The organism is Flavobacterium sp. NPDC079362 (assembly GCF_050267765.1).
Classification (GTDB): Bacteria; Bacteroidota; Bacteroidia; order Flavobacteriales; family Flavobacteriaceae; genus Flavobacterium; species Flavobacterium azizsancarii.
The window spans coordinates 260,579-284,653 of record NZ_JBNNFM010000002.1; the positions used below are offsets into that span (position 1 = coordinate 260,579).

Here is a 24,075-nt window from a genome sequence, read left to right on the forward strand (position 1 = left end):
AAAATTATTATTAATCCTCAAACATTTGCAACAAATTAGTAACTGTATTCCAGTTTCTAATAGTCGCTGTAACATTTAGTTTTTTCTCAATATATTTTTGATCAAATCTTGTTTTTCCTGCTCCAACAGCGTATTTAATAAAAATCCTGTTTCCGTCAATACTCGCTTCATCAGGTTTAAACTGACTGATTTTTAAGTCATTTATATTTTCACTTTTTAAAGCTACAGAAACAAAAGCAACATAAAGTTTTTTCATATCCAGTTCTTTTTCTTTTAGAAATGGACTATTTTTAAAACACAATTCCAGATCTTGTTTGGTAATGACAATTGTAGGAACTTCATGTCCGAAAACCTTAAAAATTTCCTGTTTGATCATAAAACCCACTTTCGAAGTACTTTCTTCGTCGGTGTCAACAAAGACATTTCCGGATTGTAAATAGGTTCGTACATTTTGAAAACCAATATTTTCTAACATGGTTTTCAAGGCTTCCATTTTCATCATATTGTGGCCGGAAACGTTGATTCCTCTTAAAAGCGCTAAATGTGTTGTCATTTCTAAAAATTAAAATAAAAAAAATAAAGAGTATTCAATAACTTAAAATCAAATACTCTTTTATATCCCTGCAAACTTACAGCTTTTTATTTCGACTTTTTATATATCAATCCCGGGCCGTCGCACATTTGCCATGAATTTACCAGTAATCCTTCTTTATTAATAGAAAGATCCTCGATTAAATTTCCAGTGCAAGTCCCTATAATATCATTGTTTTCTTCATAAGTTAATTCAAAATGTGTTTCATTATCGAGCTTTTTAACTGCAAATTTACCTGTTGCCGTAGTTGTTTTGTTGTCTTTTGTTCTTGTCTTTATGAATGTTTCATCAGTATTAAAAACATAAGATTCCTGCCAGCCTAACTTATCAAAGATAATATTGGCCGGTCTAAAACCTGTCACTTCAATTAGTTCCCATTTTCCATGATAATCTGATACCATTGGCGATTTTGCTTTTTCATTTGAACAAGAAATGAAAATTAACATTAGAATGACTGCAATCCCTATTTTTTTCATTTATTTTAGTTTTTAAGACTTTGTATATTTAATAGATTCTTATTATGTCAAATGGTTGCTTCGTTTAATAAAAAAATAACGCTAATATATTATTAAAATCTTTTGTACCTTATTACTAAAGGCTTTTCGATTAAATCAAAAACTACAATAAGACTAAAAAATCATCATTATAATTTTCAGATTTTTATTTTTGAGATCTAATAACACTTTTAAATTTCCTAATTAAAATCTATCTTCGCTTACTAAAAGAGAATAGAAAATAGAGCATAGAAAACAGATCAAAATCTTTTTTCCATATTCTTAAATCAATAATCTAAAATAAATTAATGTCTAATAATCTCCTTGAAACCCCAATTGAATACTTAAAAGGTGTTGGTCCCAATCGTGGCCAATTGCTTCGTAAGGAACTGGGTATTCATAAATATCGAGATTTAGTTAATTTTTTTCCGAATAGATATATTGACAGAACCCGTTATTACAAAATCAATGAACTTCAGAATACAGGTGCTGAAGTTCAGATTATAGGTAAAATCATCAATGTCAAAACTGTTGAGTTTGCTAAAAACAAAAAGCGTCTGGTGGCCACTTTCGTGGATGATACAGGACAAATAGACCTGAATTGGTTTCAGGGACATAAATGGATACGTGAAAGTTTGAAACTAAATGAAGTTTGCGTAATTTTTGGAAAATGTTCTCTCTACGGAAGTCAGTTTAGTATGGCGCATCCGGAAATTGAATTGCTAAGCGAGCATGAAAAAAGTCTTCGTTCAGCCATGCAAGCTGTTTATCCTTCGACTGAAACCCTGACCAACAGAGGTATTTCAAACCGCACTATCAATAAAATGATGGAGCAATTGTTTATTGAAACACAGGCTTTGTTTACAGAAACTTTTCCGCCTTATTTAGTCGAAGAGTTAAAGCTGATTTCAAAGAGAGCCGCTTTATTCAATATACATTTTCCTAAAAGTACTGAAGCTTTGGCAAAAGCACAATTTAGATTAAAATTTGAAGAATTGTTCTTTATTCAATTGCAATTAATTACTAAAAATCTGATTAGGAAACATAAAATAAAAGGACATCCATTTACAAAAGTGGGTGAATTTTTTAATGAATTTTACCAGAATCATCTGCCTTTTCAGCTTACAAATGCGCAAAAAAGAGTAGTTAAAGAAATCCGTTCAGACATGGGAAGTAATGCCCAAATGAACCGATTATTGCAAGGTGACGTGGGTTCCGGAAAAACTATTGTTGCTTTTTTAAGCATGCTTCTGGCAATTGACAATGGTTTTCAGGCTTGCCTGATGGCCCCAACAGAAATCCTGGCAAATCAGCATTTTATAGGATTATCAGAACTGGCCAATACATTAAACATCAATATAAAAATCCTTACAGGCTCGACTAAAATTGCAGCCCGAAGAATCATCCATGAAGAACTTGAAAACGGAAGTCTGCATATTTTAATTGGCACGCATGCTTTACTGGAGGATAAGGTAAAGTTTCAAAACCTTGGGTTGGCTGTAATTGATGAGCAACATCGTTTTGGAGTTGAACAGAGATCAAAACTGTGGAAAAAGAACGAGATTCCGCCACATGTTCTCGTGATGACAGCTACTCCAATTCCAAGGACATTAGCTATGAGTTTGTACGGGGATTTAGATATTTCGGTCATTGATGAATTACCTCCCGGCAGAAAACCAATTCAAACTGTACACAGATTTGACAGTAACCGCCTTAAAGTATGGAAATTCTTAAGAGACGAAATTGCTCTGGGAAGACAAATATATATCGTTTATCCTTTGATCCAGGAATCTGAAAAAATGGATTTTAAGGATCTAATGGACGGTTACGAAAGTATTTCGCGTGATTTTCCGTTACCTCAATATTCAATTTCGATATTGCACGGAAAAATGAAACCGGCAGATAAAGATGCTGAAATGAAACGCTTTTCTGAAGGTAAAACCAACATAATGGTCGCCACAACCGTAATAGAAGTTGGGGTAAATGTACCTAATGCAAGTGTTATGATTATCGAAAGTGCAGAACGTTTCGGGTTATCACAATTGCATCAGTTACGTGGCCGTGTTGGCCGTGGAGCTGAACAAAGTTATTGTATTTTAATGACGAGCTATAAATTAAGTTCTGACAGTAAAACCCGAATGGATACTATGGTTCAGACGAATGATGGTTTCGAAATTGCCGAAGTCGATCTTAAACTCCGGGGTCCGGGTGACTTAATGGGAACGCAACAAAGTGGTGTTTTAAACCTTCAAATTGCGGATATTGTTCGTGACCGGGACATTTTGGGTCTTGCCCGAAACTACGCCTTGAAAATTCTTAAAGAAGATGCGCCATTACAAAAACTGGAACATGCTATACTGAAAGCTATTTTTATTGAATTGACAAAAAAGAAAAACATCTGGAATTATATTAGTTAAGCTACAAAAGTTCTAAATAAAAAAAGATTAAATACTAAAATCTTATTTCAGCAAAGTGCACCATTTCAGGATTTAGAATCACAAACTCAAAAACCTAACGACTTAGTAACTACAAAGCTTAAAAAAGACACTTCATTGCAGTAAAAAAACATAGGTAAAAACACATAAAAAGTTTGATAGTTTTCAATTTGAATCTGATTCTCTAATTATTTCCAAAATAAATCGAATTCATTTTAAACCTTTTCCTAAAAACTATGTCCAATTACAAAAACTTAACATAAATAGCTGTTAAAAGACATTTAAAATTAACATTAATCAAGTGTTAAATAAAACCTAACATCTTTCGTTTTCGTTTCAAAAAGTTAAATTTGCAAGCTTACTAAAAACACACCCAAAAAAAACATTTACTCAATTTTATGAAAGTAAAAAACCTTGTTTACGCCTTACTGATTATATGCATCGGAGGATTTATAACCTACAGAATAGTTTCTAACAAAAAGAAAAACGAAGAGTCTAAAAGCTTTGGAGACAAAGACAAACCTACTTCGGTAACCGGAATAGTTGTTAAAACAGCTACTTTCGATAATAACTTATCACTTTCAGGGTCTATTGAGGCTAACGAGCAGATAGAAATTCATAGCGAAGTTTCTGGAATAGTCGAGGGAATTTACTTTAATGAAGGCAGTAATGTCAATAAAGGTCAGGTCCTTTTTAAGGTTAATGATCTTGAACTTAAAGCACAATTAAGACAGGCTGTAACCAGAGAAGGTTTGGCTGCTGAAAACGAAAGAAGAGCCAAATTATTACTTCAAAAGGAAGCGATTAGTCAGGAAGAACTTGATGTAGCAAGCGCAGATCACGCATCAGCACAAGCGCAAAGTCAATTAATCAGGGCTCAAATTGCCAAAACTTCTGTAAAGGCTCCTTTTTCAGGAAAAATTGGTTTGCGCTCTATTTCTCCGGGTACCTATATTACGCCAACAATTTTAGTTGCCAAATTAGTTAATACCGGAAAATTAAAAATTACATTTTCTATCCCTGAAAAATATGCTTCACAAGTAAAAACCGGATCATCAATTGAGTTTAAGGTTTCCGGTTCAGATAAGGTTTATACTGCAAAGATCTATGCCATCGAACCAGAAGTGGCAGTTGCAACACGTACTTTACAAATTCGTGCCATTGCTGATAATATTGACGGAAAGCTTTTTCCGGGAACATTCGCTGATGTCAAATTACCTTTAAATATTATTAAAGATGCAATTGTTGTTCCTACAGAAGCAATAGTACCAGTGCAAAATGGTAAAAAAGTATACATTGCTAATATGGGCAAAGCCAAAGAAGTTATGGTAGATGCCACTACGAGAACAGATGCTTCTATTTTGATTTTATCAGGATTAAAAGCCGGAGATACAGTGATTACTAGTGGTGTTATGTCATTAAAAAATGATGCGCCTATAAAAGTTAAAGTCAAAGAATAGTTTTGAGTTATGAATTATGAGTTTAAATTTTAAATCTATAATCTGTACTCTATTTTCTTTATTCTAAAATCTCAACTCTAAAATCTAAAATATTACTTCATAATGAGTTTATCAACAACAAGTATAAAAAGACCTGTTTTAACTATTGTACTGAATCTTTTGATTATTTTATTCGGTTTCATTGGTTATACTTTTTTGGGTGTCAGGGAATTTCCTTCAATTGACCCCGCACAGGTTTCTATTAGAACCAATTATACAGGTGCCAATTCTGACATTATCGAATCGCAAATTACTGAACCTCTCGAAAAGGCCGTAAATGCTATCGACGGAATTCGGAATATTACATCATCGAGTAATCAGGGAAGCAGTAATATAACTATCGAATTTAATCTGGATAAAAATCTGGAAGAAGCTGCAAATGATGTTCGTGATAAAGTTTCGCAAGCGATCAGGAGTTTACCGCAAGATATAGATGCTCCGCCGGTTGTATCAAAAGCTGATGCTGACAGTGATGCAATCATTTCAATGACGGTTCAAAGTGATACCAGAAGTGCATTAGAATTAAGCGATTACGCCGAAAATGTCATTTCGCAACGATTAGAAACTATTCCCGGTGTAAGCGGTGTGCAAATTTGGGGACAAAAACGTTATGCGATGCGTTTGTGGATTGATCCTGTAAAATTAACTGCCTATGGCTGTACTGTAGCCGAAGTCCGTAATGCACTAAACGCGCAAAATGTCGAATTGCCTTCAGGAAAACTAACCGGAAATAATACAGAGCTAACGGTAAAAACGGTTGGTAATCTTTCTAAACCGGAAGAGTTCAACAATATTATTATCCGTACGGACGGAGACAAAATTGTTCGTTTAAGCGATATTGGAGGTGCAGAATTAGGTCCTGAAAATATCGAAACAAAATTAAGTCAATCCGGACTACCTATGATTGGTCTGGCTATTGTGCCAATGCCGGGAGCCAACTATCTTGATATTTCATCTGAATTCTACAAAAAATATGACGCCTTAAAAAAAGATCTTCCAAAAGATATTAAACTAAATATTGCGCTTGATAATACTATTTTCGTAAAGAAATCTGTACTTGAAGTTGCAGAGACTTTAGGAATTTCGATTATTTTGGTAATCATTATTATTTACCTGTTTTTTAGAGACTGGGCAATTGCTTTCAGGCCATTGATCGATATTCCGGTTTCCTTGATTGCTACCTTTTTCATCATGTGGCTTTTTGGGTTTTCAATCAACGTATTGACTTTATTGGCTATTGTTTTGGCAACTGGTCTTGTAGTTGATGATGGAATCGTTGTTACTGAAAACATCTTCAAAAAAGTCGAAGAAGGAATGTCGCCAATTGAAGCTGCAATCAAAGGATCTAATGAAATTTTCTATGCTGTAATTTCTATTTCGATAACGCTTGCTGCAGTATTTTTGCCTGTAATTTTTCTGGAAGGTTTCGTAGGTCGACTCTTTCGGGAATTTGGAGTCGTTATTGGTGCCGCGGTATTAATTTCTGCCTTTGTATCCCTGACTTTGACGCCAATGCTAAATGCTTATTTAATGAAAGGCGGAGAACAGAAAAAATCAAAATTCTATGTTAGAACTGAACCATTTTTCGAAAAATTAAATAGTGGTTACGCAAGTGCATTAAGTAAATTCATGGAAAAAAAATGGATCTCCTTCCCTATTCTTATTGCTTGTTTTGGAATCATTTATTTATTCTTTACAATACTCCCAAAAGAAACTGCTCCTTATGATGACCGTAGTTCTGTTACCATGCGAATGACAACTCCTGAAGGTTCATCATACGAATATACGGATCGTTTTATGCAGGAAATCTCTAAATTGGTAGATGATTCGATTCCTGAGAAAAAAGTAAGTTTGGTAATTACTTCGCCTGGTTACGGATCTTCGTCAACGAATAGCGGTTTTGTCAGGTTGTCGCTAAAAGAACCGGACGAAAGAAACAGGTCTCAAAAAGAAATCGCAGATCAGTTAACAAAAATGACCAAGAGATATCCGGATGCTAAAACATCGGTTATTCAGCAACCTACAATTGCCGTTAACAGACGTGGAGGTTTACCGATTCAATATATAATCCAGGCTCCTAATTTTGAAAAATTAAGAGAGAAGATTCCTGTTTTTATGGATGAAGTGGGCAAAAGTGACGTTTTCTCTGTCACCGATGTTAACCTAAAATTTAATAAACCTGAAATCAATGTGAGCATCGATCGTGAAAAAGCAGAAAGCCTAGGAATCTCAATTATTGATATCGCTCAGACTTTGCAACTTTCATTAAGCGGACAACGTTTTGGTTATTTCATTAAAAACGGAAAACAATATCAGGTTATTGGTCAATTTGATCAAAAAGACCGCTCTAAACCTTTGGATTTAACTTCGATGTTTGTTAAGAATAAAAAAGGAGAACTAATCCAGATGGATAATGTTGTAAATGTGGAAGAACAAAGTAATCCACCGCAATTGTATCACAACAACCGCTATATGTCAGCAACCGTTTCAGCAGGTTTGGCACCGGGAAAAAGTATCAGTGATGGTATTAAGGAAATGGATAAAATAAAAGCAAAAGTGCTGGACGAAAGTTTTACAACTGACTTAAGTGGAGAATCAAGAGATTTTGTCGAGAGCAGCTCTAACACTTCTTTTGCTTTTGGATTGGCGTTATTATTAATATTTTTGATTTTGGCGGCACAATTTGAAAGTTTCATTGATCCGTTAATTATCATCCTTACAGTACCAATGGCAGTTGCAGGAGCTTTATTTTCGTTATGGCTGTTCAATCAAACCTGGAATATATTCAGTCAGATTGGTACCGTAATGCTTATTGGTTTGGTGACCAAGAATGGTATTTTGATTGTAGAATTTGCAAATCAGTTACGAGAACAGGGAAAACCAAAACTCGAAGCAATTCTTGAAGCATCAGAAGCGCGTTTACGTCCAATTTTGATGACCAGTTTAGCAATTGCCTTAGGAGCATTGCCTATTGCAATGTCCCTTGGGGCAGCGTCTACAAGTAGAATCGGAATGGGAGTCGTTATTGTTGGAGGAACTATTTTCTCATTGGCATTGACCCTTTTTGTAATTCCGGCGATTTACTTAATGTGGTCTAAAGCCCGAAAACATTATCCTGAGTTTGATCATATCGAAGAATATGAAAGAGAGAGCATTAAATAGATATTAAAAATTTGAAAAATATAGACTGCGAATTTCGTCTTAACGCTTAATTCGCAGCCAACAATTCATCACATGAAAACTAAAACAACATTAATAAGTATCGTTTTATTTTTGTTTTGCATAGCAAAAAGCAGCGCTCAGGATGTCCTGACTATTGAAGACGCTATGAAAATAGCTTTGGAAAATAATTTTGAAATTAAGATCGCCAAAAACAATACGAAAATCACAGAAACCAATGTAACTGTTGGAAACGCAGGTATGCTGCCAACAGCTACAGCATCTGTTACAGACAATAACAGTGTCACAAATTCATCACAAACACGTCAGGATGGAACTTCGACATCCTTAAACAATGCTAAAAACAATAGTTTAAATTATGGTGTAAGTTTAGGATGGACTGTTTTTGACGGTATGAAAATGTTTGCCAGATTAGACCAGTTAAAAGAGTTGCAAAAATTAGGCGATGCGGAATTAAAAAGAACCATTTTAATGAAAATTGGTCAGGTAAACTCGGCTTATTATGATTTAGTACAGCAACAACAGCAATTATCTGCTTTAGATACTACAATTGTAATCTCAAAACAAAGATTAACATTAGCCAAGAATCGTTTCAGCATTGGAAAAGCATCGAAACTTGAGGTATTAAATGCTCAGGTAGATTTAAATTCAGATCAGGTAGCCTTGTTAAGACAAAAGGAATCTTATGCGAATGCCAAAATATTACTGAATCAATATTTAGCCCGTGACCCTAAAATTAACTTTACTGTAACTGATTTGGTAAAAGTTGATAATAAATTGGTTTTGATTGATTTAATGGAATTAGCACGGAAACAGAACCCGGCTTTAGAATCGCAAATCATCAACAAAAGAATTGCCGAATTACAGCTAAAACAGGTAAAAGCAAATCGATATCCGATAGTAAACTTAACATCCGGTTACAATTTTTCTGAAACGCAATCTAGTTTAGGTTTTACAAGCGAAGCTTCGTCAAAAGGTTTTAATTATGGTTTTAACGCTACTCTGAATATATTTGATGGTTTTAACCAACACCGAAATGAAAAGGTAGCAAAACTGGAAATCGAAAATTCTCAAATTGCGATTGAGCAGCAAAATATGATTCTGAATACACAATTAAGCACTGCTTTTCAAACGTACTTGACCAATCTGGAATTAATTGGTCTTGAAGAAGATAACGAAGCAATTGCAAAACAAAATTTAGACATCACGCTGGACAAATTTAGAATTGGAACCATTACAACTCTGGATTTCAGAACAGCTCAATTAAATTATGTAAACGCAAAAGTACGTTACAGTAATGCACAATATGAAGCGAAACTATCCGAAATTGCCTTAAAAGAATTGGCTGGAAATATTAATTTTTAAAGTAAATTTGTTTCAAAACAAACATCAATGATCTCATATAATACAAAAGATTGGTTTACTTTTATATTCCATGTTCATAAATCAGATACCGTAAGAAAGCTGTTTCCGATTATGATCGCTATCGGAATTTATTCCTGTATTATTGGGTATCTTGAAATCGCGTATTTTAAATTTGGTAAAAACGATTACATCCACAACATTCCAATTATGCACGGAATGTTAGGATTTGTAATTTCGTTATTGCTTGTTTTCAGAACCAATACAGCGTATGATCGTTGGTGGGAAGGTCGGAAATTATGGGGAGGTCTCGTAAATAATAGCCGTAATCTGGCTATCAAACTTTCGGCAATGCTTAAAGATGAAAACGATCGAAAGTTTTTCAGAAAATTCATTCCCACTTATGCTTCAATTTTGCACAAACATTTGCATGATTCTGAAACGAGCAAACAACTTTTTGAAGATGTAGATCTTGAAATTGATCATCATAAACATAAACCGAATCAGGTAAAAAGAATGATGTTTCATAAGATCAACGATTTATATGATGCTAAAAAAATCACAGGGGATCAACTTATTATTTTAAATGAAGAATTACAATCTTTTACCGATATCTGCGGAGCGTGCGAGAGAATAAAAAACACTCCTATTCCCTATTCTTACAGCGCTTTTATCAAAAAGTTCATCTTCTTTTACACCATGACATTACCTTTTGGCTATTCTATAAGTCTGGGTTATTTTGTTGCTCCGGTCGTTGTTTTCATTTTTTATGTATTGGCTAGTTTAGAGCTTATCGCTGAAGAAATTGAGGATCCTTTTGGTGACGATGAAAATGATTTGCCTACCAAAAAAATTGCAGAAAACATAAAAAAACATGTTGAAGAACTCATTTAATTAAACGTTAAATGTAAGTTTTCTATTAAAATTTTCATTAAATTTAAAGTCTTTACTTAAAATTTAATCACAATGAATAACCAACGTGCTTTAATCAATCCTCCGCAATTATCAAATGAAAAATCATTAAAAACTCTTATCGAAAACAGGACCGTTTATACACTAAACCATTGTGAACTAAATATTTTCGAAACTTACGAATCTTCGAACCTGGTTCCTTTAAAATTCAATGATTTTGTGGTGACCAGTATGTTAAGAGGCAAAAAAGTAATGCATCTTTTTGATGAACCCGGATTTGATTATCTGCCAGGCGAAACAGTGGTTATTCCGTCGAACGTAGAAATGAAAATTGATTTCCCGGAAGCTTCCAGAGAAAATCCCACCCAATGCCTTGCATTAGCAATAGACAAACCTAAAATAACAGAGACATTAAACTTTCTAAACGAGCGTTATCCAAAAGAAGGTGCTGATGCTTATTGGCAATTAAATTATCAAAACTATTTCTTTTACAATAATGTAGATCTTGCTTCAACAATCAATAAACTGATAAAGGAATGCATGGGAACCTCTATTACCAAAGATGCTCTTGCTGACTTGACTTTGCAGGAATTACTAATCCGAATTATACAAACACAAACGATAAAATCGATTGATGATGGAATTGCAATTCAATCCAATAATCCAATTTTTGAAGTAACGGAATTTATTAAACTCAATTTAAAAGAAAATATAAACCTTAAAAATCTGAGTGACAAAGCTTGTATGAGTACAGCATCTTTCTATCGGTTCTTTAAACGAGAGTTAGGTATGAGTCCGATTGAGTATATTTTGAATGAAAAAATAAAACAAGCTAAAAAATTACTTCGAAACCCTGCAATTCAAATAAATGAAGTTTGCTACTTATCCGGTTTTGAAGATGCAAATTATTTTATCAGGTTGTTTAAAAAACACGAGGGAATTACTCCTAAACAATATCAATTACTTTATGTTAATTAATTTTCTTTAAAAGGTACAAGGATCCAGAACTGCAAAGTGACAAAGGTTTCTCGCATTCGATTATGGCATTTTGCCTTTGGTAATAAACGAGACTCCTTTTTAGATTCTCATAGAAGCTTTACTAACCGCTACAGATAATAAACCCGACGGGCTCTAAAAACCTGTCGGATTTGAACATAATAGAAATAACTCATTTTTCGAAACGATTCAAATGTTATTTTTTATCATTTTTTAGTGAATATAATGGACAAAAAAACTTTATTAATTTACAACTCTGTTTCTTTGAACCCCTTTTTAATCAATAAACTTAACTGGTTCAAGATCTTTCTCTTCTTCTTCAGTAAAAATTCGATATTCAATTTGAAATGTTTTTTTCAAAGGAGTCTCCAGTGAAAAGCCCCCTACTCCAAAAGCGTCTATTACCGTTAATGTAAAATGCGCATGTTTCCAATATTCGAATAAATCCTTGTCGACCCAAAATTCAGTATCTTCAATAGTTCCTATACAAACATCTCCCATACGCTGATAATATCCTCCTTTTTCAAAACATTGTGGTTGTGTACCTTCACAACAGCCTCCAGCCTGGTAAAACATTAAATCACCATGTTTTTCTTTTAGAACTTTTATTAAATCAATAGCTTTTTGCGTGGCGTCAAGTCTTTTTATCATGATTCTAATAATTTAAAAAAGTAACAAACTTATAATACTATAAGCTTGTTACTTTTATGATTTTAGTTATGCCTTTGCAATTTCAAGAACGACTCGTCCTTCAATTTGCCCCTTTTTCATTTTGTCAAAAACTTCGTTAATATTTTCCAGTTTTGCTGGCGTAACGGTAGCTTTTACTTTTCCTTCAACAGCAAATTCAATTGCTTCTTTCATGTCTTTACGAGTTCCTACAATTGAACCTCGAATTGTAATCCTGTTTAAAACAGTATCAAAAATTGATAAATCAAAATTTCCCGGAGGAAGTCCGTTGAGTGCCATTGTACCCTTTCTTCTTAATGTTTCAAGACCTTGCTTGAAAGCAATAGGAGAAACTGCGGTAATCAATGCCCCGTGCATTCCACCGACTTCTTTCTTTAAGAATTCTCCAGGATTTTGATTTTTTGCGTTTACTACTAAATCTGCTCCAAGTCTTTTAGCCAAATCAAGTTTATCATCGGCAACATCAATTGCTGCAACATGCATTCCCATTGCTTTTGCGTATTGTACAGCAACGTGTCCAAGACCTCCAATTCCTGAAATTGCAACCCATTCACCAGGTTTTACTTCGGTTTCTTTAAGTCCTTTGTACACGGTTACTCCTGCGCAAAGTATTGGTGCCATTTCCATAAAATTCACATTAGATGGTAAAATCCCAACATATCTTGCATCTGCAATTACATATTCTGCAAATCCTCCATCTACACTATAACCTCCATTTTGCTGTGTATCGCATAATGTTTCCCAACCCGTTATACATTGATCACAACCACCACATGCACTATAAAGCCATGGCACACCAACTGCATCTCCTTCTTTAACATTTTTTACGTCCTGCCCTAAAGCAACTACATATCCTACAGTTTCATGACCCGGAATTAATGGCATTTTCGGTTTAACCGGCCAATCTCCTTCAATTGCGTGTAAATCAGTATGACAAACTCCACTTGCAATTACTTTTACAAGAATTTCATTTCTTCCCGGGCGTTTAACTTCGACTTCTTCAATTTGTAAAAGAGAACCAAATTCTCTAATAACTGCGGCTTTCATAGTTTTAGGTAGCATATAGATGATTTATTAGCGAGAACAATACACTTTTGTTTAACATATTGCTCTCTGATTTATATAAGGGTTGTAATTTATTTTTAGAAGAAACCTAATTTCTTTTTATCGTATGAAATCAGCATATTCTTGGTTTGACGGTATTGTCCTAACATCATTTTATGATTTTCACGACCAATTCCGGATTGTTTATAACCTCCAAAAGGTGCTCCCGCTGGGTAAGAATGGTACTGATTGATCCATACACGACCTGATTGGATCGCTCTTGGAACCTGATAAATTTCATGTGCATCACGTGTCCATACTCCTGCTCCCAAACCATACATAGTATCATTGGCGATTTCTATAGCTTCTTCAGTAGTTTTAAATGTTGTTACTGCGAGTACTGGTCCAAAAATCTCTTCCTGAAAAATTCTCATTTTATTATTCCCTTTAAACAAAGTTGGTTTGATATAATAACCGCCTTCAAGGTCTCCTCCTAAATGATTTTCATCTCCTCCTGTCAACAATTCTGCACCTTCTTCTTTGCCAAGTTTAATGTAGGACATGATTTTTTGTTTCTGCACTAATGAAGTCTGCGCACCAATCATTGTTGATTTATCTAACGGATTTCCTGCAATAATTGCTTCTGTACGTTCGATAACTTTTGCAATGAACTTTTCGTAGATATCCTCATGAATTAATAGTCTTGACGGACAAGTACATATTTCACCTTGATTTAAGGCAAATAAAACAGCGCCTTCGATTGCTTTGTCAAAAAAGTCATCATCATGATCTGCTACTGACGGAAAGAATATATTTGGAGATTTACCACCAAGTTCCAGAGTAACCGGAATAATATTTTCTGTAGCATATTGCATTACCAAACGTCCTGTAGTCGTCGAACCAGTAAAAGCGGCTTTAGAAACTTTTTTGTTGGTAACTAACGGACGACCTAATTCCGCACCAAAGCCATTTACAATATTCAAAACTCCCGGAGGCAGAATATCTCCTATTAATTCCATTAGTACTAAAATAGAAATTGGCGTACTTTCTGCGGGTTTTAAAACAATTGTATTTCCTGCAGCCAATGCCGGAGCAATTTTCCAGACTGCCATCAGAATTGGGAAATTCCATGGAATTATCTGGGCAACAACACCCAATGGTTCGCTTAAAGCTATAGAAACCGTCTGAGAATCAAGTTCTGCAATTGAACTTTCTTCAGCACGAATTACACCTGCAAAATATCTAAAGTGATCAATTGCCAACGGAATATCTGCAGCAAGTGTTTCGCGAATTGGTTTTCCGTTATCAATAGTCTCTACTGTAGCAATATACTCAAGGTTATCTTCTATTTTTTGTGCAATCTTATTCAATAAAATACTACGTTCTGTAACTGATGTCTTTCCCCAGGTTTTAAATGCTTCATATGCGGCATCTACAGCTAATTCTAAATCTTCTTTGCCTGAATGTGCAGCTTTTGTAAATACTTTTCCATCAATAGGAGAAAGAACATCAAAATATTCGCCTTTAACCGGTGCGGTAAATTTGCCGTTTATGTAATTGTCATATTTCGCCTTAAATTCAGGTCTTTGGATGGTATTGCTCATGATATTATGTTTTTGATTCATTTCAAATTTACCTTCATACTTCTTAACAGAATAGCACTATTCATTCACATAGTAGCACAAATATTTCACATTCGTTTTTATAACTAATAATTAATAATAAATTAATAAAATATTAGCAGTAAATATGTTAAATACTCAATAACAGAAACTTTTATACTGAATAAAAACAGCTCGAAAAAACCAAATAAATTGTTTCTTACTACCACACGCAATCCTTATATTTGTATCCTTATACAAAGAATAAAAAAGTTAACATGAAAATATCTTATAACTGGTTAAAACAATTTATTAAAACAGACTGGACTTCTGAGCAAACTTCAGAACTATTGACAGATTTAGGTCTTGAAGTAGAAGTAGTCGAAAAATACCAATCGGTTAAAGGCGGTTTAATAGGTGTTGTTGTAGGGCACGTACTTACTTGTGAGAAACATCCTGATGCAGACAGATTAAAGATTACTACTGTAAATATTGGTTTAGAATCTCCTATACAAATTGTTTGTGGAGCGGCGAATGTTGCAGCAGGACAAAAAGTACCGGTAGCTACTATCGGAACTGTTTTATATGATAAAGATGGCGTTGAATTTACTATTAAAAAAGGAAAAATTCGCGGACATGAAAGTCACGGAATGATTTGTGCTGAGGATGAATTAGGATTGGGCACAAGTCACGAAGGAATCATGGTTCTGGATGCTGCATTGGCACCCGGAACAGCAGTATCAGAAGTATTTCAAGTTGTAAATGATGAAGTTTTCGAAATAGGATTAACTCCTAATCGTGCAGATGCAATGAGTCATTTTGGAACAGCGCGCGATTTGAGAGCTGGAATGTTACAACGCGGTGTCAATATCGAATTAATTACTCCGTCTGTAAGTAACTTCAGGGTTGACATGCGTACTTTGAAAATTGATGTAAATGTAGAAGAGCCTCTTCTAGCACCAAGATATTGCGGAGTAACAATCTCAGGGATTTCTGTAAAAGAATCTCCTGCATGGTTACAGGATCGCTTAAAAGCTATTGGACTAACTCCAAAAAATAACATTGTTGACGTTACTAATTATGTTTTACACGAATTAGGTCAACCTCTTCACGCGTTTGATGCTGCAAAAATTAACGGAAAAATAATTGTAAAAACGCTTCCTGAAGGTACAAAATTTGTCACTTTAGACGATGTTGAAAGAACATTGCATAAAGAGGATCTAATGATTTGTGACGAAAAAGGCCCGCTTTGTATTGCAGGTGTTTTTGGTGGAAAAAAATCAGGTGTAACTGAAGGTACAACTACTATATTTTTAGAAAGTGCTTATTTTGATGCTGTAAGTATTCGTAAAACAGCTAAAAGACATCAATTGAATACTGATGCTTCTTTTAGATTTGAAAGAGGAATTGATCCAACTATCACAGAATATGCATTGAAACGTGCTGCTCTATTAATTTTAGAAGTCGCTGGCGGTAAATTGACATCTGATGTTGTAGAAGTATATCCTAAAAAAGCAGAAGATGTTTCTGTTTTACTAAACTTTAGTCATGTTTCTAAAATTATTGGTCAGGAAATTCCAAAAGATACAATCAAAAAGATATTAGTTTCTTTAGATATTAAAGTAAACAGCGTTTCTGATTCTGGTTTAGGTTTAACAATACCGGCTTATCGTGTAGATGTACAACGAGAAATTGACGTAATTGAAGAAATCCTGAGAGTTTACGGTTATAACAACATTAACTTTTCAAAAAAATTCAATGCAACAGTTTCTAATTCGCCTAGAACTGAAGATTATAAAGTACAAAATGTAATTGCGTCTCAATTAAACTCGCAAGGTTTTCATGAAATGATGGCCAATTCGTTGACTACAGCAGCTTATGCTAAATTATCAACCGTATTAAAAGAAGAGCATAATGTTACTATGCTAAATCCTTTAAGCAGTGATTTGGCTACCATGCGCCAGTCATTATTGTTTTCTGGTTTAGAGGCTATTTCATATAACATCAACAGAAAAAATTCTGATTTAAAATTATTCGAATACGGTAAGTCATATCATAAATATCTTAACGGATACGAAGAACACAAACATCTGACTTTATTGGTTTCCGGAAACAGAAATAGAGAAAGCTGGACAAACCCACAAAAAACTACTGATTTCTTTTTATTAAAAGGATATGTAAAAGGAATTCTTGCCCGTTTGGGAATTGACAAAATTTCTAATGCGCCGGTGCAAACCGATATATTTTCAGAAGGAACTGCGATTTGCTACAACAATGACACATTAGTAGAAATGGGTGTTGTAAAAAAATCAATACTAAAACATTTCGGAATCAAACAGGATGTATATTTTGCTGATTTTAATTGGGATTTGGTATTGAAAATCATCACGGGAAAAATTAAATATACTGAAATTCCTAAGTATCCAGAAGTTCGTAGAGATCTTGCTTTATTGATTGATAAAAGCACCACTTATGAAAGTATTTTTAATCTGGCGAAGCAAACTGAAAAGTCACTTTTGAAAGATGTCAATTTATTTGATGTTTATGAAGGTGAAAAGCTTCCGGAAGGAAAAAAATCATACGCTTTGAGCTTTACCATTCAGGACAATACAAAAACGCTTACTGACGCTCAAATTGACAAAATCATGTCTAAATTGCAACAAACTTTCGAGACGGAACTTGGAGCTACTTTGAGATAAGATCGTTTTCTACAAAACATAAGAATCCCAATTTTGAATTATTTCAGAATTGGGATTTTTTATTTTTGACAATTTCTATCCTTAATAGGTAATAGCAGCAAAAATTGGATGTTCCTTAATTTTTTCTCTTCCGTTTAAAAAACTAAGTTCCATCAGGAAATTGCATTGTACAATTTCACCTCCTAATTTTTCTACAAGTTCACAAACGGCCTTCGCTGTCCCTCCTGTCGCTAAAACATCATCATGAATCAAAACCCTGTCGCCTTTTTTTATTGCGTCTGTGTGCATCTCTAAACTATCTATACCGTATTCCAGTTCATAAGAAGCCGATATTATTTCATAAGGAAGTTTTTTGGGTTTTCTCACAGGAACAAAACCTGCATTTAATTCCTGAGCCAATAATATACCAAAGAAAAAACCCCGGCTCTCTGCTCCTACAACCTTATCTATATTTTGTCCGTTTAGCGATCCTACTAAAATAGAAAGCGCCTCTTTTCTGGCTATCGCATCATTTAGTAACGGAGTGATGTCTTTAAACAAAATTTCTTTTTTTGGAAATCCCTGAATATCACGTATATAATTTTCAATCTTCATTTTTTTTCATTTTTATGTTATTTTATGCTTGGATATCTCACATTTATTCCTATCTTTGCACCCGCAATAAGGGCACAATAAAGGTACAAAAAATAAGCTTATTGCAAACAAAAAAGGCCTCGTGGCGCAACTGAATAGCGCACTTGATTACGGCTCAAGAGGTTACTGGTTTGAATCCAGTCGAGGTCACTACTCGGGACAAAAGAAAAATATCATCTTTTGTCCCGTTTTTTTTTACCCGTAATCTATTGTTTACCAAGTATATACAGTTGACCATTTCGTTGATCCTAGCGGTTTGGATTTTGTTTTCTCGAAATGTAAAATTTTCAGGAAAAATTAAACCAATTATCTCCCTTGAATCGGCTAAACTCGCATTATCAAAGGCTTCACCAAGCTTTAGGAGGTTTTCCAATCCTGAGTTCGTTAAATACTCTATATTCCCTCTGTCGTCCTCTACATTTCCCATCTCTTTTTCCAGATTACTGATAATTTCATTGTATTCATTCTTCATCAGATTATAGTCCTCAGCATCAATTTTCTCACTTACTAATAAATTTCTGGCAACCGATAATTTCTTTTCGTAAGCTGCAATTTTTTCAAGCGACTTCTTTTTTTCGTTAGCTACTAATCCAGTGTGTTCCCTGTATCCTTCAAGCAAAACTGCCGCATATAGTTTCTTTACCTCTTGTAAAGGTTTGAATTTGTTTAAATTGTCTTTAAATATTTTATTGACAATCTCAGAGTTAACTCTCCATTTACAATCTTTATGACAATGATAATAGTAGTAATATTTATTCCTTCCTTTACATTTGCTGCCTGTTAACTTCTGACCGCATTCGGGACATAGAAAAAAACCTCGCAATGGGAAATTTTCAATTGTCTTAATCTTTGGCCTATATGTCCTCGCTTTACTGTCAAGTACATCTTGTACGCGATAAAATAAGCCATCACTAATAATGGCATCGTGTTGTCCAGTTACCCATCTTTCTTCTTCATCTCTATATTTAGGAACTACAATTTTTCCGCAGTAAAGTGGATTCCTAAGAATGATCCACAAGTTACTCTTAGACAGGATAAGCCCCTTGTCCTTGGCCATCTGGTAAATAGACTCGGTACTAAAAGCATTTCTGGCAACCTGTTCGAATATCCAAACTAGTTTTGCTGCTTTCTCCGGTACAATGGCAATATATTTTCTTCCATCCTCAGTTATCTTATTGGCATATCCATAAGGAGCCATGCCCATATGCCTTCCTTCTTTCTTACCCCTTCTAAGTCCCTGAAAGGTATTTAATGCTCGACGGTCATTTTCAACTTCGGGTGCAGCCAGGTAAAATGCAAGCATCATTTTGTTTTCCGGAACACTCAAGTCAAGTGGTTGTTCTATAGCCTGCGGATCAATACCCAGTTTCCTTAATACATTGATCATTTGATAAGCATCACCCGCATTACGGCTGAACCTGTCCCACTTCATGAATAGAACCAGATTAATTTTATTTTTATATTTCTTCGCATCAGCAAGAAATTTTTTCCATTGAGGCCTATTAAAAGTCTTTGCCGAATGATCTTCATAAATTACATTACGTATCTGTATCTGATTTATGCTGCAATATTTCCTTAACATTTCTTCCTGATTACGTTGCGAGAAACCTTTTTCTGCCTGCTCATCAGTACTTACACGAATATACAAGTCCGCTATCTTACTCATTTTGTTATATTTAAATGTTTTAACACAGCGATATTAGCAATTATTCTTAAGAAATACAAGATTTCCTCTGCCTGTTCAATAGTAACATCTAATCCCTCAGATCTGAGCATCTGTAAAGCTTTTTCCGGTGTCAACTTTGAATTACTGTAGTCAATATCTTTCTCCATAATACACTTTTTTAAAATCCACAAAATGCAATTTAAATTAAAAGTGCTTAAATCTTATTAATTATCATGATCTGTCCTTAAGAGGAAGTCTATTTCCTTCTTCAACCTTTTATTTCTTAAGCATAATAACAAACTCACTTCTTAAAACAATTCGAATAGCTCACAGAAAAGGTTTTAATCACTACAAGATTAATTTAAAAAAAAAGTGGTCAGTATAATTTAATACTGACCACTTTAGAAAAGTTTTAATCTTTAATTAAGAATTTCACGCTAATCATCTGTTTCAACGGCAAGTTCAATAACATGATGAACCAAGAAGGCATCGATCAGAGAAAGTGCATAATCACGATCGATTGGCAACATTTCTGGTTTTAACAGAATTTCATCAATATAATTTCCTGCATCCCATAGTTTTCTAACTAACTCAGGATTTTTCGGTTCAATTGTGCTCAAGACTTTCTCGAAAATCAAATCAGCTGTTCTGATAAACTCTAATCTTTCATCGTCAACTAGTGGTAATACAAAAATTTGCAGAGATGACTTGTTCATCTTCTTCTTCGGTTTACTTTTTTGATTTTTTTCTAATAGTTTTTCAGATTGTAATAAACGATAATCATATCCATCGGATTGATGATCATCTACTTGATCAAAAACTGTTTCAAAGATATCCAGTTTAAGATCGTCATCGAAAGCAAAACCATTCTCGCGCTGTTGTGCCGAGATATAAATATCCCATTCAGTAACACTAATCTTATGCATATTTTTAAACAGCAGTTCAGATAGTTTCAATGCTGAAGAAGAAGCATCCAGCATTTCCGTCCATTTTCTAAATCCAGCCAAATTTGCAATGTAATGCTGAGCTTTCATTAGTGTAAAATTGTCTTCTTCGATATCAAAATCGAGAACAAGAGCATCTATATCAAAATACTTGGGCGTATATTGATAAAGTTCACGGCCAAAATCGGCATCGAAATAAGACTTTTGTGTTTTAAAATCTTTGCAAAGATTTTTTGCTTGGAGTTTGAAGTACTCAATAATTTCCATAATACATTCCTTTTTACACCGGCTGTATTATCCTATTTTTTGGCGTTCGTAATCTTGTTTGGATAATAAGCAGGTAGGTTTGCATTATTAAACTATTGGCTGATAAAATCTTTGCACGAACGGGCTTGCTTGCCAATAAGCATAAGTAAATGTAGTAATAAAATCTAATAACTACAATACATAAATCATTTTTAATTAACGTTTTAGGTAATTTATATCTGAAGAAGATTCTAGAAAGCGATGTCCTCGAGGTCTTTCCTATACATAAAAAACCTAACTAGCGGAGGAAAATATTGATTTAATTAGCACTAAAACAAGAAGAATGTTTTTTTAAATTGAATTAACCTTCTATTTTTACGTACTCAATTTAACAATATAAAAACATGAAAGATTTAGTAGCAAAAATCAATGCAGAAATCGAAACATTTAAAGCAGAATCAGATTCATTAATTGAAAAAGGTGTGAAAGCCTCTGGAGCCAGAGCTCGTAAATCAACCTTAGAAATTGAGAAACTTTTAAAAGAGTTTAGAAAAGTTTCTATTGAAGAATCAAAAAAATAAATACATTCTTAATTTTACTAAATTTGCCTTTCAGATTCTGAAGGGCTTTTTTATGTATAAAATTAATGCTCATTAATCTTTCATATATGAGAAACCATTATTACTGGCAATAGTAATTAAAGGCTGGATAGTTTCTTTAAATCTTAAATAATCCCATCCGCTATCATCTAAATCAGGAAAAATGCTAAGATATTCCTCCAAATATTTATTCTTGGAGTTATAACTTTTAACTATTTCAAAAGCTGTCTTGTGAAGAGTATAAAACTTATCAAAATATTTATCTATCAACGGGAGTCTATTGCTTTTAAACGAATTAAAATTTTTATCAATTGGAATTAGATTCCAAATTAAATCATGAGAAACAAATGCATGGGGCACAAAATGGTCTAAAGCATATTTTTTCTCATCAAAAACTAATTTTTTATTAGTAAAAATACAATCTACTGTCCCCAATTCATTAAACACAAATTTCCAATATTCGTTTGTTTGTTTAATCAATGAATTTCTTGTAACAGTCTTGAATATTTTATTTGAAATGTCTGGAACATTTGGATTTCTTTTTTGAAGAAAAATCGACAAATTCCAATAACAAAAGTCTTTTAATATTTTTGAATTCGACTGTAAATAAGTAATCCATATAGGATTAATTTCTATATAATCTTTTTGCAAATGATACAGGGCCCCATGCTCAAAATTTTGAGAATGGGTATATATATCATTACGTCCCCCTGAAAACCAAGATGAAATAAACCAATGAGGAACATTTTTATCAAAATGATTTAATATTTTGACAGTTTCGATCTTCTGGCTATCTTCTAAAACAGAATTTATGATGTTTTTATTTTCATTTATCTTAAGATTTTCAATATTCATAATGGCTCTCACTGCATCTTGAATAAGGTCTTGTTTACCAAAAGATACTTGAAAATAATTAACGGTATACCATGAATTACTAATCATCCTTGAGAATATTTTTCTTTTCTCAATATAAAAGATATCTTTTTCTACTAATTCGAGAATCGCTAGAAACCAATAAAATTTATAAGTAGCAGACGTACTTGAAAATACTGATGATAATTTATCTATTTGAAGATGCTGGGAAATTGGAAGATTCATAGAATTCTAAATAACCTTTTAGGTTAAATTAATACTTTATATTAACAGATTATAGATATTCATTGTTTTTTGCATACTTCATTAATTTTTCAAGCTCAAAAAAACTTTCTTTTGCCAATCGATTCATTTCTTTGGTCTCTTGTTCAACTATACTACGATTTTCACTTAAGTTATCCTTGTTAGGAATAAAATAATTATCTCCTCCATATAGATGAATCGAACTATACTCGTGAAATTTATTTAATTTTTCAGTAAAATTACTTATCAAAACCTGAAGTCCGTTATCCGTTACTCTATTTTTTATCAATCGAGCTTTATAAATAAAACTAATACTTTTACTGATAGCTTCTTTTTTATATCCATACCAAGAATTCTGCTCATAGATATCTTCATGAAAACTATCCAAGTCTAATTCTTTTAATAATTTCTGAATTATTTTTTTATCACTTTTTTTAGGAACAAAAACATTTAATTCATTTTTAAGATTTCTCAATTCATACAACAGAATAGAAACAAGTAAAACTAATGAGACTATGATAGAATATTGCCAATTCTTAAAAATATCTGGAAGTGAAAAATAAGAAGTTAAATACGTGAGCACTATAGGGATGACAAAAATACTTAAATACCATTTTTCCAATATTCTTTTCATTTTACAAATTTATTTCTTAATGCAAATATATACTCCTCATCTTACAAATTCAATTTAGTATCTATTGATTTTGAAATACTATAAAGAATACCAGGCTTTTCATCATAGTCATCATAATAATCTAAATGTATTTTAATCTTTGATTTATAGTGGTATTTGATACTTTGAAGTAAATATTTTTTGTCATCAGCATTAACCTTATCTTCAACTACATCGCCCACAAAATCGTTAATATACTCAAGCAGTAATCGAAATTTTTCAAGATGGTAAACATCTTCTAATAATTCTTCTTCATCTTCTGTTTTCTCTTTTTTATAAAGTTCTAGAAATTTAGACAATCCGTCACCCCCTTTATAAATCTTTTCTTTTTTAGTAATACTCCCAACCTCTATAAATTCGAAGTCATTAATATCTGTCCTTACCACATCTAGCTTCCCATTCAAATAATTAACTATTTTTTTCTGTTTATCATCATTTTTTTGATCATTCAACTGACCCTGGATAATTTCATTTGCTTTGATTTGCTCCAATAATGCAAAGTACACCAAAATAGCTCCAACAAATCCAACAATTGGAGAAGTGATTCCTCCTATTGTATCACCAATATTACCAGTTTGTGAAAAATCGATTAAGCCAACTTTTCTAGTCATTAAATATGGAAAAAACATTACTAGTAAAGCACCTAAAATTAGAACTGCTAATGCATTTTTTTTCATAATTTAGAAGTTTATTT

Annotated in this window: 20 protein-coding genes and 1 tRNA gene; 9 read left to right on the forward strand and 12 right to left on the reverse strand. The window is 33.3% G+C overall.

The window, feature by feature from the left end; genetic code table 11:
* Window positions 1–10: 10 nt before the first annotated feature.
* The gene (locus ACQKCJ_RS03375) at window positions 11–553 is read right to left on the reverse strand and encodes a DUF1697 domain-containing protein (protein WP_427401358.1); all 543 of its coding nucleotides are present in this window, start codon (window positions 551–553) and stop codon (window positions 11–13) included.
* An 86-nt stretch (window positions 554–639) separates the two neighbouring features.
* The gene (locus tag ACQKCJ_RS03380) at window positions 640–1,068 is read right to left on the reverse strand and encodes a hypothetical protein (protein ID WP_427401359.1); all 429 of its coding nucleotides are present in this window, start codon (window positions 1,066–1,068) and stop codon (window positions 640–642) included.
* Window positions 1,069–1,394: 326 nt separating this feature from the next.
* Here ACQKCJ_RS03380 and recG point away from each other — a divergent pair, with 326 nt between their 5' ends.
* The 6 genes from recG to ACQKCJ_RS03410 all read left to right on the forward strand — a co-directional run bounded on the left by recG (window position 1,395) and on the right by ACQKCJ_RS03410 (window position 11,452).
* Window positions 1,395–3,503, forward strand: a complete 2,109-nt coding sequence (gene recG, locus ACQKCJ_RS03385) for an ATP-dependent DNA helicase RecG (RefSeq protein WP_427401360.1) — start codon at window positions 1,395–1,397, stop codon at window positions 3,501–3,503.
* Window positions 3,504–3,919: 416 nt separating this feature from the next.
* Window positions 3,920–4,981, forward strand: a complete 1,062-nt coding sequence (locus ACQKCJ_RS03390; RefSeq protein WP_427401361.1) for an efflux RND transporter periplasmic adaptor subunit — start codon at window positions 3,920–3,922, stop codon at window positions 4,979–4,981.
* A gap of 102 nt (window positions 4,982–5,083) precedes the next feature.
* Complete coding sequence (locus ACQKCJ_RS03395; protein ID WP_427401362.1) at window positions 5,084–8,182, forward strand: efflux RND transporter permease subunit; 3,099 nt, start codon at window positions 5,084–5,086, stop codon at window positions 8,180–8,182.
* Window positions 8,183–8,254: 72 nt separating this feature from the next.
* A complete protein-coding gene (locus ACQKCJ_RS03400) occupies window positions 8,255–9,565 on the forward strand; it encodes a TolC family protein (protein ID WP_271336600.1) in 1,311 nt (436 codons plus the stop codon).
* A 27-nt stretch (window positions 9,566–9,592) separates the two neighbouring features.
* Window positions 9,593–10,456: a bestrophin family protein gene (locus tag ACQKCJ_RS03405; protein ID WP_271336599.1), complete on the forward strand. Its 864-nt coding sequence runs from the start codon at window positions 9,593–9,595 to the stop codon at window positions 10,454–10,456.
* A gap of 72 nt (window positions 10,457–10,528) precedes the next feature.
* On the forward strand, window positions 10,529–11,452 hold the full coding sequence (locus ACQKCJ_RS03410) for an AraC family transcriptional regulator (RefSeq protein WP_427401363.1): 924 nt from the start codon (window positions 10,529–10,531) through the stop codon (window positions 11,450–11,452).
* A gap of 294 nt (window positions 11,453–11,746) precedes the next feature.
* Here the strand turns inward: ACQKCJ_RS03410 and ACQKCJ_RS03415 are convergent, their stop codons facing one another.
* From ACQKCJ_RS03415 to ACQKCJ_RS03425, 3 genes are all read right to left on the reverse strand, one after another.
* A complete protein-coding gene (locus ACQKCJ_RS03415; RefSeq protein WP_427401364.1) occupies window positions 11,747–12,121 on the reverse strand; it encodes a DUF779 domain-containing protein in 375 nt (124 codons plus the stop codon).
* A gap of 66 nt (window positions 12,122–12,187) precedes the next feature.
* Entirely contained in the window at window positions 12,188–13,222 is a 1,035-nt protein-coding gene (adhP, locus tag ACQKCJ_RS03420; protein WP_427401365.1) for an alcohol dehydrogenase AdhP, read from the reverse strand.
* An 80-nt stretch (window positions 13,223–13,302) separates the two neighbouring features.
* The gene (locus ACQKCJ_RS03425) at window positions 13,303–14,808 is read right to left on the reverse strand and encodes an aldehyde dehydrogenase family protein (protein WP_427401366.1); all 1,506 of its coding nucleotides are present in this window, start codon (window positions 14,806–14,808) and stop codon (window positions 13,303–13,305) included.
* Between the two features lie 275 nt (window positions 14,809–15,083).
* Here ACQKCJ_RS03425 and pheT point away from each other — a divergent pair, with 275 nt between their 5' ends.
* Window positions 15,084–17,504: a phenylalanine--tRNA ligase subunit beta gene (pheT, locus tag ACQKCJ_RS03430; protein ID WP_427401367.1), complete on the forward strand. Its 2,421-nt coding sequence runs from the start codon at window positions 15,084–15,086 to the stop codon at window positions 17,502–17,504.
* Between the two features lie 81 nt (window positions 17,505–17,585).
* Here pheT and ACQKCJ_RS03435 read toward each other — a convergent pair whose 3' ends face one another.
* Complete coding sequence (locus ACQKCJ_RS03435) at window positions 17,586–18,098, reverse strand: adenine phosphoribosyltransferase (RefSeq protein WP_271336593.1); 513 nt, start codon at window positions 18,096–18,098, stop codon at window positions 17,586–17,588.
* A gap of 115 nt (window positions 18,099–18,213) precedes the next feature.
* Here ACQKCJ_RS03435 and ACQKCJ_RS03440 point away from each other — a divergent pair.
* Window positions 18,214–18,287 (forward strand) — tRNA-Arg (locus tag ACQKCJ_RS03440).
* Here the strand turns inward: ACQKCJ_RS03440 and ACQKCJ_RS03445 are convergent.
* From ACQKCJ_RS03445 to ACQKCJ_RS03455, 3 genes are all read right to left on the reverse strand, one after another.
* Window positions 18,253–19,803, reverse strand: coding sequence for a recombinase family protein (locus ACQKCJ_RS03445; protein WP_427401368.1), 1,551 nt, complete (start codon window positions 19,801–19,803; stop codon window positions 18,253–18,255). The two genes, ACQKCJ_RS03440 and ACQKCJ_RS03445, sit on opposite strands and share 35 nt — an antisense overlap.
* Window positions 19,800–19,970: a hypothetical protein gene (locus ACQKCJ_RS03450; RefSeq protein ID WP_171569983.1), complete on the reverse strand. Its 171-nt coding sequence runs from the start codon at window positions 19,968–19,970 to the stop codon at window positions 19,800–19,802. The genes ACQKCJ_RS03445 and ACQKCJ_RS03450 overlap by 4 nt, the downstream gene beginning before the upstream one ends.
* A 270-nt stretch (window positions 19,971–20,240) precedes the next feature.
* Window positions 20,241–21,014 carry a hypothetical protein gene (locus ACQKCJ_RS03455; protein ID WP_427401369.1) on the reverse strand — a complete coding sequence of 258 codons (774 nt, stop codon included), beginning with the start codon at window positions 21,012–21,014 and terminating at the stop codon, window positions 20,241–20,243.
* 383 nt (window positions 21,015–21,397) lie between these two features.
* Here ACQKCJ_RS03455 and ACQKCJ_RS03460 point away from each other — a divergent pair, with 383 nt between their 5' ends.
* On the forward strand, window positions 21,398–21,574 hold the full coding sequence (locus tag ACQKCJ_RS03460) for a histone H1 (protein ID WP_427401370.1): 177 nt from the start codon (window positions 21,398–21,400) through the stop codon (window positions 21,572–21,574).
* Window positions 21,575–21,646: 72 nt separating this feature from the next.
* Here the strand turns inward: ACQKCJ_RS03460 and ACQKCJ_RS03465 are convergent, their stop codons facing one another.
* The 3 genes from ACQKCJ_RS03465 to ACQKCJ_RS03475 are packed head-to-tail and all read right to left on the reverse strand — an operon-like array spanning window position 21,647 to window position 24,058.
* Window positions 21,647–22,690, reverse strand: a complete 1,044-nt coding sequence (locus tag ACQKCJ_RS03465) for an HNH endonuclease domain-containing protein (RefSeq protein ID WP_427401371.1) — start codon at window positions 22,688–22,690, stop codon at window positions 21,647–21,649.
* Window positions 22,691–22,739: 49 nt separating this feature from the next.
* Window positions 22,740–23,342, reverse strand: a complete 603-nt coding sequence (locus ACQKCJ_RS03470; protein WP_427401372.1) for a hypothetical protein — start codon at window positions 23,340–23,342, stop codon at window positions 22,740–22,742.
* A 41-nt stretch (window positions 23,343–23,383) separates the two neighbouring features.
* Complete coding sequence (locus tag ACQKCJ_RS03475) at window positions 23,384–24,058, reverse strand: hypothetical protein (protein WP_427401373.1); 675 nt, start codon at window positions 24,056–24,058, stop codon at window positions 23,384–23,386.
* Window positions 24,059–24,075: the final 17 nt, after the last annotated feature.